This is a genomic window from Streptomyces geranii (assembly GCF_002954775.1).
In the GTDB taxonomy this organism is placed as follows: Bacteria; Actinomycetota; Actinomycetes; order Streptomycetales; family Streptomycetaceae; genus Streptomyces; species Streptomyces geranii.
In genome coordinates, this window is record NZ_PJME01000009.1 from 205,681 (window position 1) to 223,225 (window position 17,545).

14 protein-coding genes are annotated in these 17,545 nt (G+C 70.0%); 6 read left to right on the forward strand and 8 right to left on the reverse strand.

Features of this window, described 5'->3' with window-relative positions:
- The first annotated feature begins 17 nt into the window (after nucleotides 1-17).
- Complete coding sequence (locus CW359_RS16045) at nucleotides 18-206, forward strand: acyl-CoA carboxylase subunit epsilon (protein ID WP_105970612.1); 189 nt, start codon at nucleotides 18-20, stop codon at nucleotides 204-206.
- A 206-nt stretch (nucleotides 207-412) separates the two neighbouring features.
- Here the strand turns inward: CW359_RS16045 and CW359_RS16050 are convergent, their stop codons facing one another.
- From CW359_RS16050 to CW359_RS16085, 8 genes are all read right to left on the reverse strand, one after another.
- Nucleotides 413-994: a GTP-binding protein gene (locus CW359_RS16050; protein ID WP_006375305.1), complete on the reverse strand. Its 582-nt coding sequence runs from the start codon at nucleotides 992-994 to the stop codon at nucleotides 413-415.
- Nucleotides 975-1,568 (reverse strand): DUF742 domain-containing protein, encoded by a 594-nt coding sequence (locus CW359_RS16055; RefSeq protein ID WP_105970613.1) that lies wholly within the window; start codon nucleotides 1,566-1,568, stop codon nucleotides 975-977. The genes CW359_RS16050 and CW359_RS16055 overlap by 20 nt, the downstream gene beginning before the upstream one ends.
- A gap of 96 nt (nucleotides 1,569-1,664) precedes the next feature.
- The gene (locus tag CW359_RS16060; protein ID WP_005479603.1) at nucleotides 1,665-2,078 is read right to left on the reverse strand and encodes a roadblock/LC7 domain-containing protein; all 414 of its coding nucleotides are present in this window, start codon (nucleotides 2,076-2,078) and stop codon (nucleotides 1,665-1,667) included.
- Between the two features lie 10 nt (nucleotides 2,079-2,088).
- The gene (locus CW359_RS16065; protein WP_198655236.1) at nucleotides 2,089-5,433 is read right to left on the reverse strand and encodes a sensor histidine kinase; all 3,345 of its coding nucleotides are present in this window, start codon (nucleotides 5,431-5,433) and stop codon (nucleotides 2,089-2,091) included.
- A 378-nt stretch (nucleotides 5,434-5,811) separates the two neighbouring features.
- Nucleotides 5,812-6,387: a GTP-binding protein gene (locus CW359_RS16070; protein ID WP_006375318.1), complete on the reverse strand. Its 576-nt coding sequence runs from the start codon at nucleotides 6,385-6,387 to the stop codon at nucleotides 5,812-5,814.
- Nucleotides 6,368-6,766 carry a DUF742 domain-containing protein gene (locus tag CW359_RS16075; RefSeq protein ID WP_105970615.1) on the reverse strand — a complete coding sequence of 133 codons (399 nt, stop codon included), beginning with the start codon at nucleotides 6,764-6,766 and terminating at the stop codon, nucleotides 6,368-6,370. The genes CW359_RS16070 and CW359_RS16075 overlap by 20 nt, the downstream gene beginning before the upstream one ends.
- Before the next feature lie 109 nt (nucleotides 6,767-6,875).
- Nucleotides 6,876-7,289 (reverse strand): roadblock/LC7 domain-containing protein, encoded by a 414-nt coding sequence (locus tag CW359_RS16080; RefSeq protein WP_010984127.1) that lies wholly within the window; start codon nucleotides 7,287-7,289, stop codon nucleotides 6,876-6,878.
- Nucleotides 7,290-7,298: 9 nt separating this feature from the next.
- On the reverse strand, nucleotides 7,299-11,162 hold the full coding sequence (locus CW359_RS16085) for a sensor histidine kinase (protein ID WP_105970616.1): 3,864 nt from the start codon (nucleotides 11,160-11,162) through the stop codon (nucleotides 7,299-7,301).
- A 609-nt stretch (nucleotides 11,163-11,771) separates the two neighbouring features.
- Between CW359_RS16085 and CW359_RS16090 the strand changes: the two genes are divergently transcribed.
- The 5 genes from CW359_RS16090 to CW359_RS16110 all read left to right on the forward strand — a co-directional run bounded on the left by CW359_RS16090 (nucleotide 11,772) and on the right by CW359_RS16110 (nucleotide 17,512).
- The gene (locus CW359_RS16090) at nucleotides 11,772-11,960 is read left to right on the forward strand and encodes a hypothetical protein (protein ID WP_198655239.1); all 189 of its coding nucleotides are present in this window, start codon (nucleotides 11,772-11,774) and stop codon (nucleotides 11,958-11,960) included.
- A gap of 152 nt (nucleotides 11,961-12,112) precedes the next feature.
- Nucleotides 12,113-12,889: a fumarylacetoacetate hydrolase family protein gene (locus tag CW359_RS16095; RefSeq protein ID WP_105970617.1), complete on the forward strand. Its 777-nt coding sequence runs from the start codon at nucleotides 12,113-12,115 to the stop codon at nucleotides 12,887-12,889.
- A complete protein-coding gene (gene gltX / locus CW359_RS16100) occupies nucleotides 12,882-14,357 on the forward strand; it encodes a glutamate--tRNA ligase (protein ID WP_408647486.1) in 1,476 nt (491 codons plus the stop codon). Before CW359_RS16095 ends, gltX begins: the two co-directional genes overlap by 8 nt.
- Nucleotides 14,358-14,468: 111 nt before the next feature.
- A complete protein-coding gene (locus CW359_RS16105) occupies nucleotides 14,469-16,700 on the forward strand; it encodes a FlgD immunoglobulin-like domain containing protein (RefSeq protein WP_105970619.1) in 2,232 nt (743 codons plus the stop codon).
- An 80-nt stretch (nucleotides 16,701-16,780) separates the two neighbouring features.
- Nucleotides 16,781-17,512, forward strand: coding sequence for an HAD family hydrolase (locus tag CW359_RS16110; protein ID WP_105970620.1), 732 nt, complete (start codon nucleotides 16,781-16,783; stop codon nucleotides 17,510-17,512).
- The last annotated feature ends 33 nt before the right edge of the window (nucleotides 17,513-17,545 follow it).

The window sequence follows — 17,545 nt, forward strand, 5'->3', positions numbered from 1 at the left end:
CACGGAGACTGTGACCTATGAACACCTCTGACATTCGCGTCGAGAAGGGCCATGCCGAGCCCGAGGAAGTCGCCGCCATCACGGCGATCCTCCTGGCCCGCGCGGCGTCGGCCCCGGCGGCCCCTGTGACCCACCGACGCCCGAAGGCCGGCTGGCGCCGGTTGGAGCGCGAGGGCGGCTTCCGTGCCCCGCACAGCTGGCACTGAGCCTGAGCTTTGAGAGGGCCCCCTTCCCGAGATGTGGGAAGGGGGCCCTCTCGTGTGTGCTTCGGCTGCGGGCCGGTGGGGCTTCTCGCGCAGTTCCCCGCGCCCCTGAAGACGGGGCTGCGCCCCTGTCTTCGGTAAACCGAAGGGCTGCCGCGGACGGCGTACAACCGTCCGTGGCAGCCCAGTGGCCGCAAAAAACCACGTACCTACCGCAGGCGAGCCATCAGCGCGTGCTCCACCAGGGTGATGAGCGCCGACTTCGCATCGGCCCGGTGCCGCGCGTCCGTCGTGATGATCGGAGTGTCCGGGCCGATCTGGAGCGCCTCCCGGACCTCGTCCGGGTTGTACGGCTGGCTGCCGTCGAAGCCGTTCAGGGCGATGACGAACGGCAGACCGCTGTTCTCGAAGTAGTCCACCGCGGGGAAGCAGTCCGCGAGGCGCCTCGTGTCGACGAGGACGATCGCGCCGATCGCGCCGCGCACCAGGTCGTCCCACATGAACCAGAAGCGGTCCTGGCCGGGCGTACCGAACAGGTACAGGATCAGGTCCTGGTCCAGGGTGATACGGCCGAAGTCCATCGCCACCGTCGTGGTGGTCTTGTCCCCCGTGTGCGTGAGGTCGTCGATACCCGCGGACGCGGACGTCATCACGGCCTCGGTACGCAGCGGATTGATCTCCGAGACGGCCCCGACGAACGTGGTCTTGCCCACGCCGAAGCCGCCCGCCACCACGATTTTCGCGGACGTGGTGGAGCGGGAAGGCCCTCCGCTAGAGCTTGCGAAGTCCACTGAGCACCCTTTCGAGCAAAGTCACGTCTGGCTGGCCACCGGCGCTCTCGTCGCCGCCGGGCTGATGAATCGCGACCAGGCCTGCCTCCGCCAAGTCGGCGACGAGGATCCTGGCCACACCGAGAGGGATGGTCAGCAACGCCGAGATCTCGGCCACCGACTTGATCTCTCGGCAGAGGTTGCAGATCCGCTGATGCTCGGGCAACTGGCCCTGCATCTGGTGCGGCTGCGCAGTGGTGTGCACCAGCGCCTCGATGGCGAGCTGGTATCGCGGCCGGGTACGGCCGCCGGTCATCGCGTAGGGGCGCACCAGCGGGTTGCTGGCACCCCCCGCGGGCCCCGGTTCGGGAGAACGCCGCTGCGGCTGCACGGGCTGGATGCGCGGCGCCGCCGGCTGGTCGTACGGCGACGGCCCGGGACCCTGCGGGTTCTGGGGTGCGTACGGCTGCTGCCGACGGTGACTCGGTGCGGAGGGGAAGTTGTACCGGTTCTGGTCACCCTGACCCTGGCCCTGACCTTGGCCAGGGCCGTACGACCAGTTGCCCGAGGACGAACCGCCTGGGGGTGTTGCCACTTTCTTCTCCTCCTCCGACTGTGCCGGGCACCGCATCACTGTGGAGCCGCGTCCGAAACCTATCGTCCCGGGACGCCAAAACGCACCGTCTGACTGCTAGTTGAGAAGGCTCCCCTGGAGCTCCGCACGCAGATCGGGTGTCAGGACCGTACCGGCACGGTCGACCAGAAGCGCCATCTCGTACCCGATGAGACCGATATCGGCCTCCGGATGTGCGAGGACCGCGAGCGACGAACCGTCGGAGACGGACATGATGAAGAGGAATCCCCGCTCCATCTCCACGACTGTCTGGTTCACGCTGCCACCCTCGAAGATGCGCGAGGCACCAGCGGTGAGGGAGGTCAGACCGGAGGCGACAGCGGCGAGCTGGTCCGCACGGTCTCGCGGAAAGCCTTCGGACATCGCCAGAAGGAGTCCGTCGGCGGAGACCACCACCGTGTGCGACACCCCGGGGGTGTTGTCCACGAAATTGGTGATCAACCAGTTCAGGTTCTGCGCCGCCTGGCTCATCGGGCTCACACTAACGCTCCTGGTTGTAGGTGCTGTCAGGCCCACCGTGGTGATTCCTGGTGGCCTGGCCGTTCGTGTCACTACCTGCGGTGCGACCCCGCTGGACGCCCTGGCGCAGGTTGCTCAACCTGCCCCGGATGTCCTCGGGGGCGCGGGATACCGACGGGCCGCCCTGGAGAGTCGCTTCCGCGGCCCCCTCGATCAGATTGGCCTTCGGTACCCGGCGCGGCAGACCGGAGGAGGTCACCCCGCCCGCCTTGGGCTTGCGGAGCTGTGCGGCCTGCTGCCAGCGCTCGTCGTTCGCCGAGCGCCAGTCATCGGGACCGGTTCCATTGGCGTTGCCGTGGCCGTTGCTGCTGCCGTTCTGCTCCGCGGGGGCCTGCGCCGGTGTCTCCTGGCCCACGTGCTGCCGGGAGGTGCCGTTGCCGGTGCCGTTCGCGGTGGATCCGCGGCGGGGGAGTCCGGCATCGGTCATCGTGTGGGCGGCGGACGGCGCCGGTCCCGGACGCTCGAAGCCTACGTGATTCCGCTCACTCACGTCAGCGGCCTGCACGGACTCCGTTTCCGGAGCGTACTCGGAGCGGTGCCCGTTCTGGTAACCGTCCGGCTGCGGCCAGTCATCCTGGTAGCGCCGCTCCTCGAAGGCCGAGAAGGCCTCCGGGGCGGCGGCGTGCGCCGGCGCGGGCTCGTCCTGGGCGGGCTCCGCGTACGCGGGCTCCGGGTAGCCGCCGTTGCCGTTCGAGGACGGGTAACCGCCGTTCGTCGACGGGTAGTCGCTGCCCGCCGAGCTGAAGTCGTCCGTCTGCGGGAAGCCGTTGTTGCTCCCGTTGAAGTACGGCTCCTCGTACGACGGCTGCTGCCGGTCCTCGTACGCGGTCTGCTGGTCGTAGCCCGTGAAGGAGTCCTCCAGGGCCGGGCTCTGGCCGTTCTGCGGGGCGCTGAAGTCGTCGCCGTACGCGGGAGCCTCGGTACCGTCCTGCTGGCCCTGCTCGGGGTGCGTCTGGGCCTCCAGCTGCGCCCGGCGCTCCTCGCGCATCAGGGAGCGGCCGACGGGGTCCAGCTCGCGTATGTCGTCCGGGACGACCTCGGAGTAGCGGCTGTCGTCGAAGCCGAGTTCGGCCGCCGTACGCATCGGCTGCACCTGGGCGGCCTGGAAGTTCTCGCCGACGTACTGCTGCTGCTGTTCCGGGATGATCTGCGAGACGGTGAACTCGTCGCGCTGCATCTGCTGTTCGCCACCGCCACCGTGGGTGATGGCGTCGGGGAGCATGACCAGCGAGGTCGTACCGGCCTGCTCGCCCGAGGGGCGGAGCTGGACGCGGATGCCGTGCCGGTCGGACAGCCGGCCGACCACGAACAGGCCCATGCGCTGGGAGATCGCGGCGTCCACGGTCGGCGGGTTGGCCAGCTTGTGGTTGATGTCCGCGAAGTCCTCGGCGGTGAGGCCGATGCCCTTGTCGTGGATCTCGACCATGACGCGGCCGTCCGGGAGCCGGGTCGCCGTGACGCGGACCTTCGTCTGCGGGGAGGAGAACGTCGTGGCGTTCTCCAGCAGCTCGGCGAGCAGGTGCACGAGGTCGGTGACCGCGCGGCCGTGGATCTCGGCCTCCGGTACGCCCGACAGCTCGATGCGCTCGTACTGCTCCACCTCGGAGGAGGCGGCGCGCAGCACGTCGACCAGCGGGACCGGCTGGTCCCAGCGGCGGCCGGGCTCCTCGCCGGCGAGGACCAGGAGGTTCTCGCCGTTGCGGCGCATACGGGTCGCGAGGTGGTCCAGGCGGAAGAGGTTCTCCAGCTGGTCCGGGTCGGCCTCGTTGTTCTCCAGGTCGGTGATGAGGGTCAGCTGGCCCTCGATCAACGACTGGTTGCGGCGCGACAGGTTGGTGAAGATCGCGTTGATGTTGCCCCGGAGGAGGGCCTGCTCGGCGGCCAGTCGGACCGCCTCGCGGTGGACCTGGTCGAAGGCGCGGGCGACCTCGCCGATCTCGTCCGTGGTGTTGATGGGGATCGCGGCGACGCGGGTGTCGACGCGGCCGGGGTCGGTGCGCGAGAGCTGGTCGACCAGCATCGGCAGCCGCTGTTCGGCGATGCCGAAGGCGGCGTTGCGCAGCTGGCGCATCGAGCGGCTCATCTGGCGGGCCACCGCGCCGGCCAGGATGAAGGCGAGGAGCAGGGCGACCACGACGGCCGCGCCCACGATGAACGCGTCACGCTTGGCGTCGTCGGAGATGCTGGCGGCCTCGTCGACCGCCTTCTTGGTGAGGTCCGACTCCAGCTTGACGTACGCGTTGTACTTCAGCGTGTTGACCGCCCACCAGTTCTGCGGCGTGACACCGCTCGCCGCGATGGTGGCGCGGGCACTGGCGTCGGTCGTGGAGAGCGAGGCGATGGCCGAGATCATCTGCGTCGGGTCCGACGGCGGCGGGACGTACGTCTCGCCCTTGGCCTGGGCCTGCTGGGCGGCCTGCTCGGCCATCTCCTTGCCCTGGGCCGTGACCTGGACGGTCAGGTCCTCCAGCTTCTTGGCGTCCTGCTCGGTACCGCCCGCGATGTACTCCTCGATGGCGATCCGCTCGAGGTACGCGTACGAGGTGAGGGCGATGCGCTGGCTCTGGAAGCTGCTCGTGCTCGGGCCCGGCTTGAGCAGGATGTGCATGCCGATGGAACGCTCAAGCGACAGCGCGGCCTTGGTGAGCGAGAGCGCGTAGACGGTACGGCCGTAGGCGGTGATGTTGCCCGTGCCCAGGCCCAGCTCGTTGGAGAACTCCATGAGCGTGTGCGTGACCGCGGTGTAGCTCTCCTCGGACTGCACACCGGTGAGCTTCGAGGTGTACGCCGCCGCGCGGATCGTCTCCAGCTGGGGCTCGACCTCGCGGAACAGCTTGAGGCGGCGCTGGACACCCGGCTTGTCGGGGATGTTCTGGGCGGCGACGTCGAAGGCGTCCGCGGCCTTGTCGGTCGCGGCGCGGGCCTTGACGACCGTCTCGTCGTCCTCGCCCTTGCCCTGGAGCAGGGGGGCCGCGGTGACGTCGCGCTCCTGGAAGAGGGCGTCGCCGTAGACCAGGGCGGCCTGCACGAGGCGCGCGGTCTTCTCCGCGTCCTCGGCCTCCTGCCAGGTGTCGATCGAGCTCTTCACCTGGAAGCCGCCCATGATGAGGCCGACGACCACGGGGATGAGCAGGATCGCGTTCAGCCTGGTCGGCACGCGCCAGTTGCGCGGGGAGAAACGGCTGCCGCTCGGGGCGGGTGGCGCCATCGGCTCGGAGCCGGGCACAGGGGCGGGCGCCGCTCCGCGCGGGGGCGGGGTGAAGTTGCCCCGGGCCGACGGCTCGGGACCGTTCTTGCTTCGCCTCACTCGACCAACAACCTCTCGGCGGAAGGCACCAACGTTGTGCCGCAGTCTCTCAGAGCCGGTAAGTCAAAGACCCTCTACATGAGTACGTCTTTGACTATTAGGCAGTTCAGGCATTCCAGCACGTCAGGCTTCGCTCTTCCAAACAGTGGAATGCGAAGATCCATGGTGATGTAAGCCGCAGATAAAACGGTCATAAAGAACGAGCCCCGCCAAAAGGCGGGGCCGATGTGAGCGCAGCGAGACCAGGTGACCGCGACGCGTGGCCGTACCACCAGATATCTCTGTCGAAACGTTATGAACACCGGGGCCGACCGTGTCAAAGGCCACAGTCGGCTCCGGTGTATCTACGACAACTGCCGTACGGCATCGTTGACTTGGCTACCGAAGACGCGCCATGAGCGCGTGCTCCACCAGCGTGATCAGGGCGCTCTTCGCATCCGAGCGGTGCCGGGCGTCCGTCGTGATGATCGGGGCGTCCGGGCCGATCTGGAGCGCCTCGCGCACCTCTTCGGGGTTGTACGGCTGGTGTCCGTCGAAGCCGTTGAGGGCGATGACGAACGGCAGACCGCTGTTCTCGAAGTAGTCGACCGCAGGAAAACAGTCCGCGAGCCGGCGGGTGTCGACCAGCACCACGGCGCCGATCGCGCCGCGCACCAGGTCGTCCCACATGAACCAGAAACGGTCCTGGCCGGGCGTACCGAAGAGGTACAGGATCAGGTCCTGGTCGAGGGTGATACGGCCGAAGTCCATGGCCACCGTGGTGGTGGTCTTGTCCCCGGTGTGGGTGAGGTCGTCGATGCCCGCGGACGCGGACGTCATCACGGCCTCGGTACGCAGCGGGTTGATCTCCGAGACGGCGCCCACGAACGTGGTCTTGCCCACGCCGAAGCCGCCCGCCACCACGATCTTCGCGGAGGTGGTCGCCCGGCCCCCGTCAGAGCTTGCGAAGTCCACTGAGCACCCTTTCGAGCAGTGTCACCGCTGGTGCACCGCCGTTGTTCTCGTCGCCGCCCGGCTGGTGGATGGCTACCAGTCCGGCCTCGGCGAGGTCCGCGACCAGGATGCGGGCCACACCGAGCGGCATGGCGAGCAGCGCCGACACCTCGGCCACCGACTTGACCTCACGGCAGAGGTGGCAGATGCGCTGGTGCTCGGGCAGCAGTCCCATCAGCGCCGCGGGGTCGGCCGTGGTGCTGATCAGGGCCTCGATGGCGAGCTGGTAGCGCGGCCGGGTCCGGCCGCCGGTCATGGCGTAGGGCCTTACCAGCGGCTGGTCGCCCTCTTCCTCGTACGTATGAGCGTACGGATCATGAGAGGCGGTGGGCGGGGTCATGAATCCTCCGGGCGGGACAGCGTCGGTCAGTCGTGCCGTCTGACATGGCCGGTGGGGGGTTTGTGTCGGCCGGACGGTGTTTTGGTGAGACGGGTGGATCCGAAAGCGGTCAGTGGAGCAGACTGCCCTGTAGTTCGGCGCGCAGATCGGGGGTGAGTACCGCGCCCGCCCGGTCGACCAGCAGCGCCATCTCGTAGCCGACAAGGCCGATGTCGCACTCGGGGTGGGAGAGGACCGCCAGCGACGATCCGTCCGAGACGGACATGAGGAAGAGGAAGCCCCGCTCCATCTCGACGACCGTCTGGGCCACCGTGCCGCCCTCGAAGATGCGCGAGGCACCCGCGGTGAGCGAGGTGAGCCCGGAGGCGACGGCGGCGAGCTGGTCGGCGCGGTCCCGTGGGAAGCCTTCCGACATCGCCAGAAGGAGACCGTCGGCGGACACGACGACGGTGTGGGACACACCCGGGGTGTTGTCCACGAAGTTGGTTATCAACCAGTTGAGGTTTTGTGCCGCCTGGCTCATCTGGCTCAACTAACGCTCCTGCTGGTGAGTGGGGCTGGGGAAGCTGCCCGTCTGGTCGGAGCCGGTACCGGCCTGCCGACCCTGGGCGATGCCCCTACGGAGATTGGTCAGCCGGCCGCGCACGTCATCGGGCGCACGTGAGACCGCAGGACCGCTTTGGTGCTGTTGCTGCTGAGCCGTACCCGGTACGAGGTTCGCACGCGGGACCCGGCGCGGAAGGCCGGAAGTAGTGACGCCACCGGCGGCCGGCTGGCGGACCCGCTCGGCCTGCCGGACCAGCTCGTCGTTGGGCGAGGTCCGCCAGGAGCCGGTGGTGGCCGCGGGTGCGGTCGCCGGACGCGGGGGAGCGGGCGCGGCGGACGGCTGCGAAGGAGCCGCCGAACCGTTGCTGTTGCCGAGGCCGTTGCTGACGCCGTTGGCGATGCCGTTGCCGTTGGCCGGCCGGCCGTTCTGCGGCTGGCCCTGCTGACCCTGCCCGTGGAACCAGTTGGTCTCCAGGGTGTCGTACAGCGGGGTCCGGCCGTCGCCGGGACCGGTCGCCGGGGGCAGGGCCTCCGGCTGCGGCGGACGCGGCGGGACCGGCGGACGCGAGCCGCCGAAGTCGGCGGGACCACGCCCGGCGCCCGGCTGCGGGCGCTCGAACTGGCCGGTGGACGACGCGTCCTGCGGCCTGCGCGGCACCGGACCCCGGCTGTCGAAGCCACCGGGCGGCGCCGGGAACTGGCCGGTCGAGCCGTTGTCGTACGACGGCGGTGCGAACTGTCCGTTGCCCTGCGGGTTCGGCGGGGTCGGCCGGCCGCCGGGCGGGGCGCCGAAGACGTCCGAGCGGACGAACGAGCCGGTGTTCTGCTGTCCGTCGGTGTCGGCGGGAGAGCCGAAGCCGGGGACGGGGAACTGACCGGTGTCCGAAGGACCGCCGGGACGCGGGGCGTTGAAGTCGGGACGGGGGAACTCCGAGGTGCCGGCCGGGTCCAGCCGCGGCATCGCGGGCATCTCCGAGGTCGCGGCCGGGTCCTGCCGGCTGTCGACGCGCGGCATCCGCGAGGTGGAGTCCGGCTCCTCGTGACCGCGCGGGGTGTCCAGCGAGGCACGCGGCACCGGCGGCTGCGCGTTCTCGTCGCTCCAGCTCGGCCGCGACGGCGCGTTGCCGCCCGGCAGCTCCGGACGCGCGCCGTTGCGGGGCGGAAGCTGCGGACGGCGCCCGCCGCCCTGCCCCTCCGCGCGCTGCGGGGGTACGGGGGTGCGTGAGCCGCCGTAGCCGTCCTGGCGTCCGCCGGTGTTGCCGAAGGCGTCCTGGCCCTGACGCGGTCCTTCACCGAAGCCGCCGGCTGCCTGGAGGCCCTGGGGGGCACCCGGCGCCTGGCCGCCGAAGCCGCTCATGCTGCCCGCGCCCGCACCGGCCGGGGCCGGCCTGCCGCCCTGCTGGGGAGCGCCCGGACCCTGGGGTCCGCGCGGGGCTCCGCCCTGGCCGCCCGGGCGACCGCCCGCGTCCCGGCCCGGCAGCGCGGCACGCGCACCCGGGGCACCGGAACCGACCTGACCGCGCGGAGCGGCACCGGCACCGAGGAGTCCGCCACCGGCGGGAGCGCCCTGGCCGCCGCCTCGGCGGGCCGCGGCCACACCGGCTGCGGCCTGCGCGGCGGCGGGACCGCCGGGAGCGCCCTGTCCTGCCTTGCCCGGAGCGGGCTTCTTGCCGCCCTGGGCGACGTCGACGGGGAGCATGACCAGCGCGGTCGTACCACCGGAGTCGGAGGGCCGCAGCTGGATCCGGATGCCGTGGCGCTGCGAGAGGCGGCCGACCACGAACAGACCCATGCGGCGGGAGACCGACACGTCCACGGTGGGCGGTGCGGCGAGCCGCTCGTTGATCGCGGCGAGGTCCTCGGGGGAGAGGCCGATGCCGGTGTCGTGGATCTCGATCAGGACGCGGCCGTCGGGCAGCGCGTGACCGGTGACCTTGACCTTGGTCTGCGGGGAGGAGAACGACGTGGCGTTCTCCAGCAGCTCGGCGAGCAGGTGCACGAGGTCGTTGACCACGCGCCCGGCGACCTCGGTGGTCGGCACGGACGACAGTTCGATGCGCTCGTACTGCTCCACCTCGGAGGCGGCGGCGCGCAGCACGTCGACCAGCGGGACCGGACGGGTCCAGCGGCGGCCGGGCTCCTCACCGGCGAGGACGAGGAGGTTCTCGCCGTTCCGGCGCATACGGGTCGCGAGGTGGTCGAGCTTGAAGAGCGAGGAGAGCTGGTCCGGGTCGGCCTCGCGGGACTCCAGTTCGGAGATGAGCGAGAGCTGACGCTGGATGAGGCCCTGGGAGCGGCGCGAGAGGTTGGTGAACATCGCGTTGACGTTGCCTCGCAGGAGGGCCTGCTCGGCGGCGAGGCGGACGGCCTCGCGGTGCACGTCGTCGAAGGCCGCGGCCACCTGGCCGATCTCGTCCCGGGAGTGCACACCGACCGACTCGACGGAGGTGTCGACGTCCTGCGGGTCCGACTCCGACAGCTGCTTGACCAGCTCGGGCAGCCGGTCCTGGGCGACCTTGGTCGCGGTGTCCTGGAGGCGGCGCAGCGAGCGGATCATGGAGCGGGCGACGACGAAGGCGCCGACCAGCGAGACACCGAGGACGAGCAGGATCAGCGCACCGGAGATGATCGCTTCCTGCTCGGCGTCGTTGCGCAGCTCGCGGGCCTTCTGTTCCATCTGGTTGAGCAGCGTCAACTCGATGGTCTTCATCGACTGGATCTTCGTCGTGTCGTCGTCGATCCAGTCCTTGTAGGAGCGCTTCTGCAGCCCCTGGATGCCGTCCTTGCTCTGCAGGATGCGCTTGGCGTAGAGGTCGGCGGCCGTGATCGTCGGGCTGCCGTTCTCGATCGGGTCGAGGAGTTCCTCGGCGCCGTCGCCGTAGATGCTGGTGAAGCTCCTCAGCTCCGAGTCCTGGCTGCTCAGGGCCGACTCGGCGTACAGCCGGTCGTTCTCAGAGAGCTTGCCGATGGTCTTGTTGTCCTCGGGCAGCGCCGCCGCGATGACCGCGCGCTGGATGGACGCGTACTCCTTGGCCGAGGAGAAGGCGGCCAGCGAGCGGGTACGGGTGATCATCTCGGGGTTGCTGGTCGCCTCGGCCATGTCCTGGGAGAGGTCGAGCAGCTGGGTGACGAGCCGGTGGTAGGCCTCGACCGTCTGGGTCGAGTTGTTCCGGTCCTCGTAGGCGCCGAGGCGGATGTCGCTGATGTCGTTCAGCGCGCCGACGAGCCCGACCAGGTTGTCGCGGACGCCTTCGAGGTTGCCGCTCTTGCTGGCGGCGTCGATCTCCTCGGCACCGTCGATGAAGTTCGTCATCGCCCGGTCGGTCTTCTCGCGGACGCCCTTGACGCTGTAGTCGTTCGCCGAGGCGCCGTGCGCGAGCGGACCCGCCGACTGGTCGCGCTCCTCCTGGAGCGCGGCGGACAGTTCGGTGGCCTGCTTGGTGATGTCGGTCAGCAGCCGCATGTTGTCGAGCTGCTGGATGTCGTCCATGTTGTCGCTGATGCGCAGGGCACCGAGCGAGGTCGCCGCGACCACGGGGAGCGCGAGCAGCGACACCAGACGGGTCGAGATGCGCCAGTTGCGCAGCGCTATTCGGGTACCGGGTCCGCTCGGGCCCTTGGGGGGCTTCACGGGCGGAGCGCCGGCCGCGGGAGCGCCGCCGGCGGCGCCCTTGCTGCCTGGCCCACCGGGCGCACCACTGCCGAGGCGCGTCGACCGCTCGCCGTTGTCGCCGGTCAGAGCTGCCTGGCCCGGGTTCTGGGCGTGCTGGGGGGAGGAACCGTTACCGGCTCCGTTGTGTGGCTCCGGCTCCGCCGAAGCGCTGCCATCCCTCTTGAAACGTCCCTGCACTAGCGTCGCAACCTCTGGACCAGGCGCCCTTCCGCGTGAACGGACGGACGGTGTCGGCGTATAGGGGGCGCCCTGAAAAACGCCCCCCATGGTGGTCGTGAGTAACCCGGCGCTGGTTCCCCTCTCACGTGCCGCCGCTCGGCGCTGCTTCGCGCCCCCTGTGCGCCGGCTCGTATCCCGCGGCGGTCCGTGGAATTCCAGCACAGTGCCGGATCTCCAACAAGGCCAATGGGTCACGGTGTGACGACGATGACACCTCGTGACCGATGTGTCACGAGGCGTACAGAGCGAACCGGTATATATCGGACGGATTTCCACGAGTCGCATGGATAGTCGTGGTGTCCAGGTCGCCATGATCAGGAGCGGAATGAGGGCTTCAGTAGAGCAATGTCCGTTTCGTAGAGGGGGACTGAAGGCCGGAATTGACCGGTTTGCCCATGGATTCGTGAGCAAACTCACATGCTGTTCGGGGGGTCTCCGTGGCTTCCCCCGGGAATCGCATGTTTAGCCTGACGCTTTACAGGGATGGCAAATCCGACAACCCGCGCGCGGAGAGCGGCTCTCAGCCCCGCCGAGCGCCCGGACAAGACAGGGTCGAGGACTACAACAGTGAAGACGACGACGATGTTCCACAACATCGCAAACCCGCGGCGCACGACGCTGGCGCACCTCACGGACGCCGACGAACTGACGCCCGTCGAGCAGCCGGAACACTCCGTGGACCTCCCCACCCAGACCGCCAACCCCCGCCGCACCATTCTCATGGACGCCCCGGTCGCGGCCTCCGTCGCGGAGTAGTACGCACGGGTACCGCCCGGTTGTTCAGGGCGACGCCTGTGAATGCCTGTGTGTCAAGGGCGCCTCGCCTTATTGCGCGGGGCGCCCGCCCTTGTCGCGTTAGCCTGGACCGTCAGACTCCAGCCGGACCAGCAGAGGGGCGCAGGAATCCCGTGCGCATCGCCAGATTCTCCATCGACGGGAACGTCGCCTTCGGCGCGGTCGAGGGCGACAGGCCGGACGAACTAGTCCTGGACATCATCAAGGGCATCCCGTTCGCCGACTTCGAACTCTCCGGCACGAAGGTCCCCCTCGACAAGGTCCGGCTGCTCCCGCCGGTGCTCCCCAACAAGGTCGTCGCCTACGGCCGCAACTACGCCGAGCACGCGCGGGAGTTGGGTAACGAGGTGCCGGACGTGCCGTTCGCCTTCTTCAAGCCGTCCACCTCGGTGATCGGCTCGGGCGACGAGATCCAGTACCCCTCCTTCACCGAGGAACTGCACCACGAGGCCGAACTCGCCGTGGTCATCGGCCGGATGTGCCGCGAGGTCCCGCGCGAGCGCGTCAAGGACGTGATCCTCGGCTACACCTGCGCCAACGACATCACCGCGCGGGACGTCCAGAAGCGCGAGAAGCAGTGGGCGCGAGCGAAGGGCTTCGACACCAGCTGCCCCCTCGGCCCCTGGATCGAGACGGACCTCGACCCGTCCGACCTGACGATCCAGCTGACGGTCAACGGCGAACAACGCCAACTGGGCCGCACCAGCGAGATGATCCACTCGATCGAGGACCTGATCGTCAACATCACCGAGGCCATGACGCTGCTCCCCGGCGACGTGATCCTCACGGGCACCCCGGCAGGCGTCGGACCGCTCACCGTCGGCGACGAGGTCGCCGTCACCATCGAAGGCATCGGCACTCTCACCAACAAGGTTGTCAAGCGTGGCTAGCGCACCTGTACGCGTCCGTTTCTGCCCCTCGCCGACCGGTAACCCGCACGTGGGCCTGGTCCGTACGGCCCTGTTCAACTGGGCCTACGCCCGCCACACCGGCGGCACCTTCGTCTTCCGCATCGAGGACACCGACGCGGCCCGCGACTCCGAGGAGTCGTACGAGCAGCTGCTCTCCTCGCTGCGCTGGCTGGGCTTCGACTGGGACGAGGGCCCCGAGATCGGCGGCCCGCACGCCCCGTACCGCCAGTCGCAGCGCATGGACACGTACAAGGACGTGGCGGCGAAGCTCCTCGAAGCGGGCCACGCGTACTACTGCTACTGCTCCACGGCGGAGCTGGACGCCCGCCGCGACGCCGCCCGCGCGGCAGGCAAGCCCTCCGGCTACGACGGCCACTGCCGCGCCCTGACCGACGAGCAGGTCTCCGCGTACACCGCCGAGGGCCGCACACCGATCGTCCGCTTCCGGATGCCCGACGAGACGATCACCTTCACGGACCTGGTCCGCGGCGAGATCACGTACCTCCCGGAGAACGTCCCGGACTACGGGATCGTACGAGCCAACGGAGCCCCGCTCTACACGCTCGTGAACCCGGTCGACGACGCGCTGATGGAGATCACCCACGTCCTGCGCGGCGAGGACCTGCTCTCCTCGACCCCCCGCCAGATCGCCCTGTACAAGGCGCTGACGGAACTGGGCATCGCCAAGCAGACCCCCTCCTTCGGGCACCTGCCGTACGTGATGGGCGAGGGCAACAAGAAGCTCTCGAAGCGCGACCCGGAGTCGTCGCTGAACCTCTACCGGGAGCGCGGCTTCCTCCCGGAGGGCCTGCTCAACTACCTCTCCCTCCTTGGCTGGTCGCTCTCGGCCGACCAGGACATCTTCACGGTCGACGAGATGGTCGCGGCCTTCGACGTGTCGGACGTGAACCCCAACCCGGCCCGCTTCGACCTGAAGAAGTGCGAGGCGATCAACGCCGACCACATCCGCCTCCTGGACGTGAAGGACTTCACGGAGCGCTGCGCCCCCTGGCTCCAGGCGCCCTTCGCGCCCTGGTCGCCGGAGGACTTCGACGAGGCGAAGTGGCAGGCGATCGCCCCGCACGCCCAGACCCGGCTGAAGGTCCTCTCGGAGATCACGGACAACGTCGACTTCCTGTTCCTGGCGGAGCCGGCGTCGGACGAGGCGTCCTGGACGAAGGCGATGAAGGAGGGCAGCGACGCCCTCCTGATCACCGCGAGGGAGAAGCTGGAGGCCGCCGACTGGTCCTCCGCCGAGTCTCTGAAGGAGGCCGTCCTGGCCGCCGGCGAGGCCCACGGCCTCAAGCTCGGCAAGGCCCAGGCCCCCGTCCGCGTGGCCGTCACCGGCCGCACGATCGGCCTGCCCCTCTTCGAGTCCCTGGAGATCCTGGGCAAGGCGAAGACCCTGACCCGCATCGACGCGGCACTGGCCAAACTGGCCGCTTAGTCAAGGCACTTGGGAGGGCGGCGTCCGATCCGGGCGCCGCCCTCCGTGTTGCCGCATGATGTGTGTGCGCACTCCGGCGAAGGAGTGCCGAAGGGTTTCAGGGGGAGAAGAATGAGCCGTTCACGAAGACTCGCCAACATCGTCCTCGGCACAACCGTGGCGCTGTCCTGCACCACGATGACCACCCCGGCGCAGGCGGCACCCGCCGTCGACCCGCCCGCCGGCACGGTCCGGCTGGCCACGGAGACGCCGGCCACCGTCACCTACCGGTGGGCCGGCTCGTCCGGCTTCGAGTACACGTCCACCGGCACCGGTCCCGCCCTGTCGGCCGACTATCCGGGCGCCGTCCCGCCCGACCACGCGGGCCCGGACGACCTCGCCAGCGGCACCGACGTCCTGAGCACCGTCAGCGGCGCCACGGTCACCCAGAAGCACCGCTCCACGGGCGTCACCGCCACCGTGACCGTGCCGGCCGGCCAGAGCTACAAGGCCGCCTCCGGCTGGAGCGTGCTGACCCGCGACACCACCGGCACCCTGCACGTCCTGCGCGCCGCCGCCGACGGCACCACCACCGACACACCGGTCACCGGGTTTCCCGCGGGCGCCGAGCCCGTCACCTACGTCAAGGGCGGCTCGGTCCGCCGACTCGCGGTCGTCCACACCCTCGACGGTGTGACGTCCGTGGGCCTCGTCGACCTCGCGGACGGCACCTTCCGCACCTATGTCACCGGTGTGGCGACCAACCCTCCGGTCCGCTTCAACGACCGCTGGCTGGTGGCCGACTGGAGGTCGATACGCGTAGACGCCACGCCCGGCACCGAACCCACCGCCCTCACCCGCTGGGGCGCCGAGCTGGAAGCCGTCGTCGGCGACCAACTCCTCATCGGCAACCCGGAGTTCGTCACCGGCGGCGCCAAGCCCGCGCTGGCCGCCCTGTCGCTCGTCACCGGCTCGACGTACACCGTCCTGGCCGAGTCGTCCGGCGACTTCACCCCGACCCCGGACGGCGGCGCGCTCGCCACCGCCGGACCGTCGAGTCTCGACTGGAACGTCCACCGCGTCACCCCCACAGCTGACGGCCGCACGGCCACCGAGAAGGTCGTCAACATCCCGGCCTACTCGACCCGGGTGGACGGACTCGCCCTGGCCGGCGGCGAGTTGATGCTGTACGGCGCAACCGCGGGGGGCAGTGGCCACAGGTACAGCAGCTTCCAACTCGACGCCGCGGCCAGGCCCGTTGGCGGACAGACCCCGCGCGGCCCGGCCCTGAGCCCGTCGACCTGCCTGGCCGGCGACGCCGCCTGCCCCCAGTTGGAGGCCCTCGGCGACGGCCGGGTCGCACACCTGTGGACCAACGCGAACGGTCAGGAGTCCGTGATCACCGTCGGCCTCGACGCCACCACGATCGTCAGCGCGGGCACCGGAGACGCCGGCGGTCGTATCCCGAGTGCCACCGGCCGTTACGTCCTCTACAACGGCGGCAGCGCCGGCGTACAGAAGGTCGTCGACTTCCCGCGCGCCGCCACCGCCGGCACGGTCGCGCTGAGCCGCACCCGTACCCCCGCGGCCGTCTGGGGCCAGGTCCTGTGGACGACAGGCAGCACCCAGGGCTCGGTAGTCGGCACCCACCTCAAGACCCAGCAGACCGTGGCCACCATCGCGACCGGAGCGCCCTGCACCCCCACCGACATCCAGGCCGTGAACACCTGGCTGTACTGGACCTGCGGCACGGCGGGACCCGCCGGCGTCTACGACCGGGCGGCCAACCGCACCATCCCGGTCCCGTCCGACCAGGCACCGGCCCGCCTCGCCGACGGCTACCTCGTGCGCGAGAACCGCACCACCCACGAACTGCTGCTCACCGACTTCCACACCGGTACGGCGGTCACCCGCACGGTGGCCGTACTGCCCACGGCGGACCAGAACACCGGTGGCAGCAACGGCCGTTGGGCGGTCGACCGGTTCGGCGGCGACATCGCCTACCTCACCTCCGCATACGGTCAGGTGGCGCTCGTCGACAGCGGGGTCCCGACCTCGTCGCTGGCCCAGACGGAGGCCCAGACGGACCCCCAGCCGGGCGGCCCCAGCACCTTGTCCCCCTGGCGGCCCGTCTGGCAGCTCAACAAGCCCGCGACCTGGACCCTGACCCTGGCCAACAGCGCCGGAACGACGGTCCGCACACTCACCGGCAGCACCAAGGCGGCTGCGGTACGCGCTTCCTGGGACGGCCTGTGGTCCGACGGCCGCTACGCCACCGGCACCTACACCTGGAAACTGACCGCCGAACCCGACGACACCCAGGGTCCGGTCCTGAACCTCACGGGGACGACCACGGTCGGCTGAGCCCGCCGCGAAGGCGGTCCTCCACGGCGACGGCGGGGCCATCGGGCTCCGCCGTCGCCCGGCCGCGCTACCGTCGAGCCATGACGATCCGAGCCGTGGTCTGGGACATCGACGACACGATCTTCGACTACAGCACGGCCGACCGCGCCGGCATGCGGGAACAGCTCACGGCCGAGGGCCTGCTCGACGCGTACGCGAGCGTCGAGCAGGCCCTCGAACGCTGGCGGCAGGCCACCGACCGGCAGTGGGCGCGGTTCGCGGCCGGGGAGATCGACTTTCAGGGGCAGCGGCGGGAGCGGGTACGGCTGTTCCTGGGACAGGAGCTGACCGACGCCGAGGCCGACTCCTGGTTCGACCGCTACATCGGGCACTACGAGGCCGCCTGGGCGCTCTTCCCGGACGTCCTGCCCGTCCTCGACCTCCTCGCCGCCAGCCACCGGCACGGGGTGCTCTCCAACTCCAGCATCCGCGTACAGGACCGCAAACTGCGCGTCCTCGGCGTCCGCGACCGCTTCGAGTCCGTCCTGTGCGCGGCCGAGCTGGGCGTCCACAAGCCGGACGCCCAGGCCTTCCACGCCGCCTGCGCCGCCCTGGACCTGCCGCCGGAGCAGGTGGCGTACGTCGGCGACCACCCGGAGATCGACGGACGGGGCGCCGTGGACGCCGGAATGCTGTCGGTGTGGATCGACCGCACCGGCCTCGCCGACGTGGAGCGGGCCCCCGCGGGCCCCCACCGGATCGCCTCCCTCGCCGAACTCCCCGCGCTCCTCGGCGCCGATACCCGTTTTGGAGCGCCGTCCACCTTCGGGTAATGTTCTTCCTGCGCCGCCGGAGAGCGGGCCGGA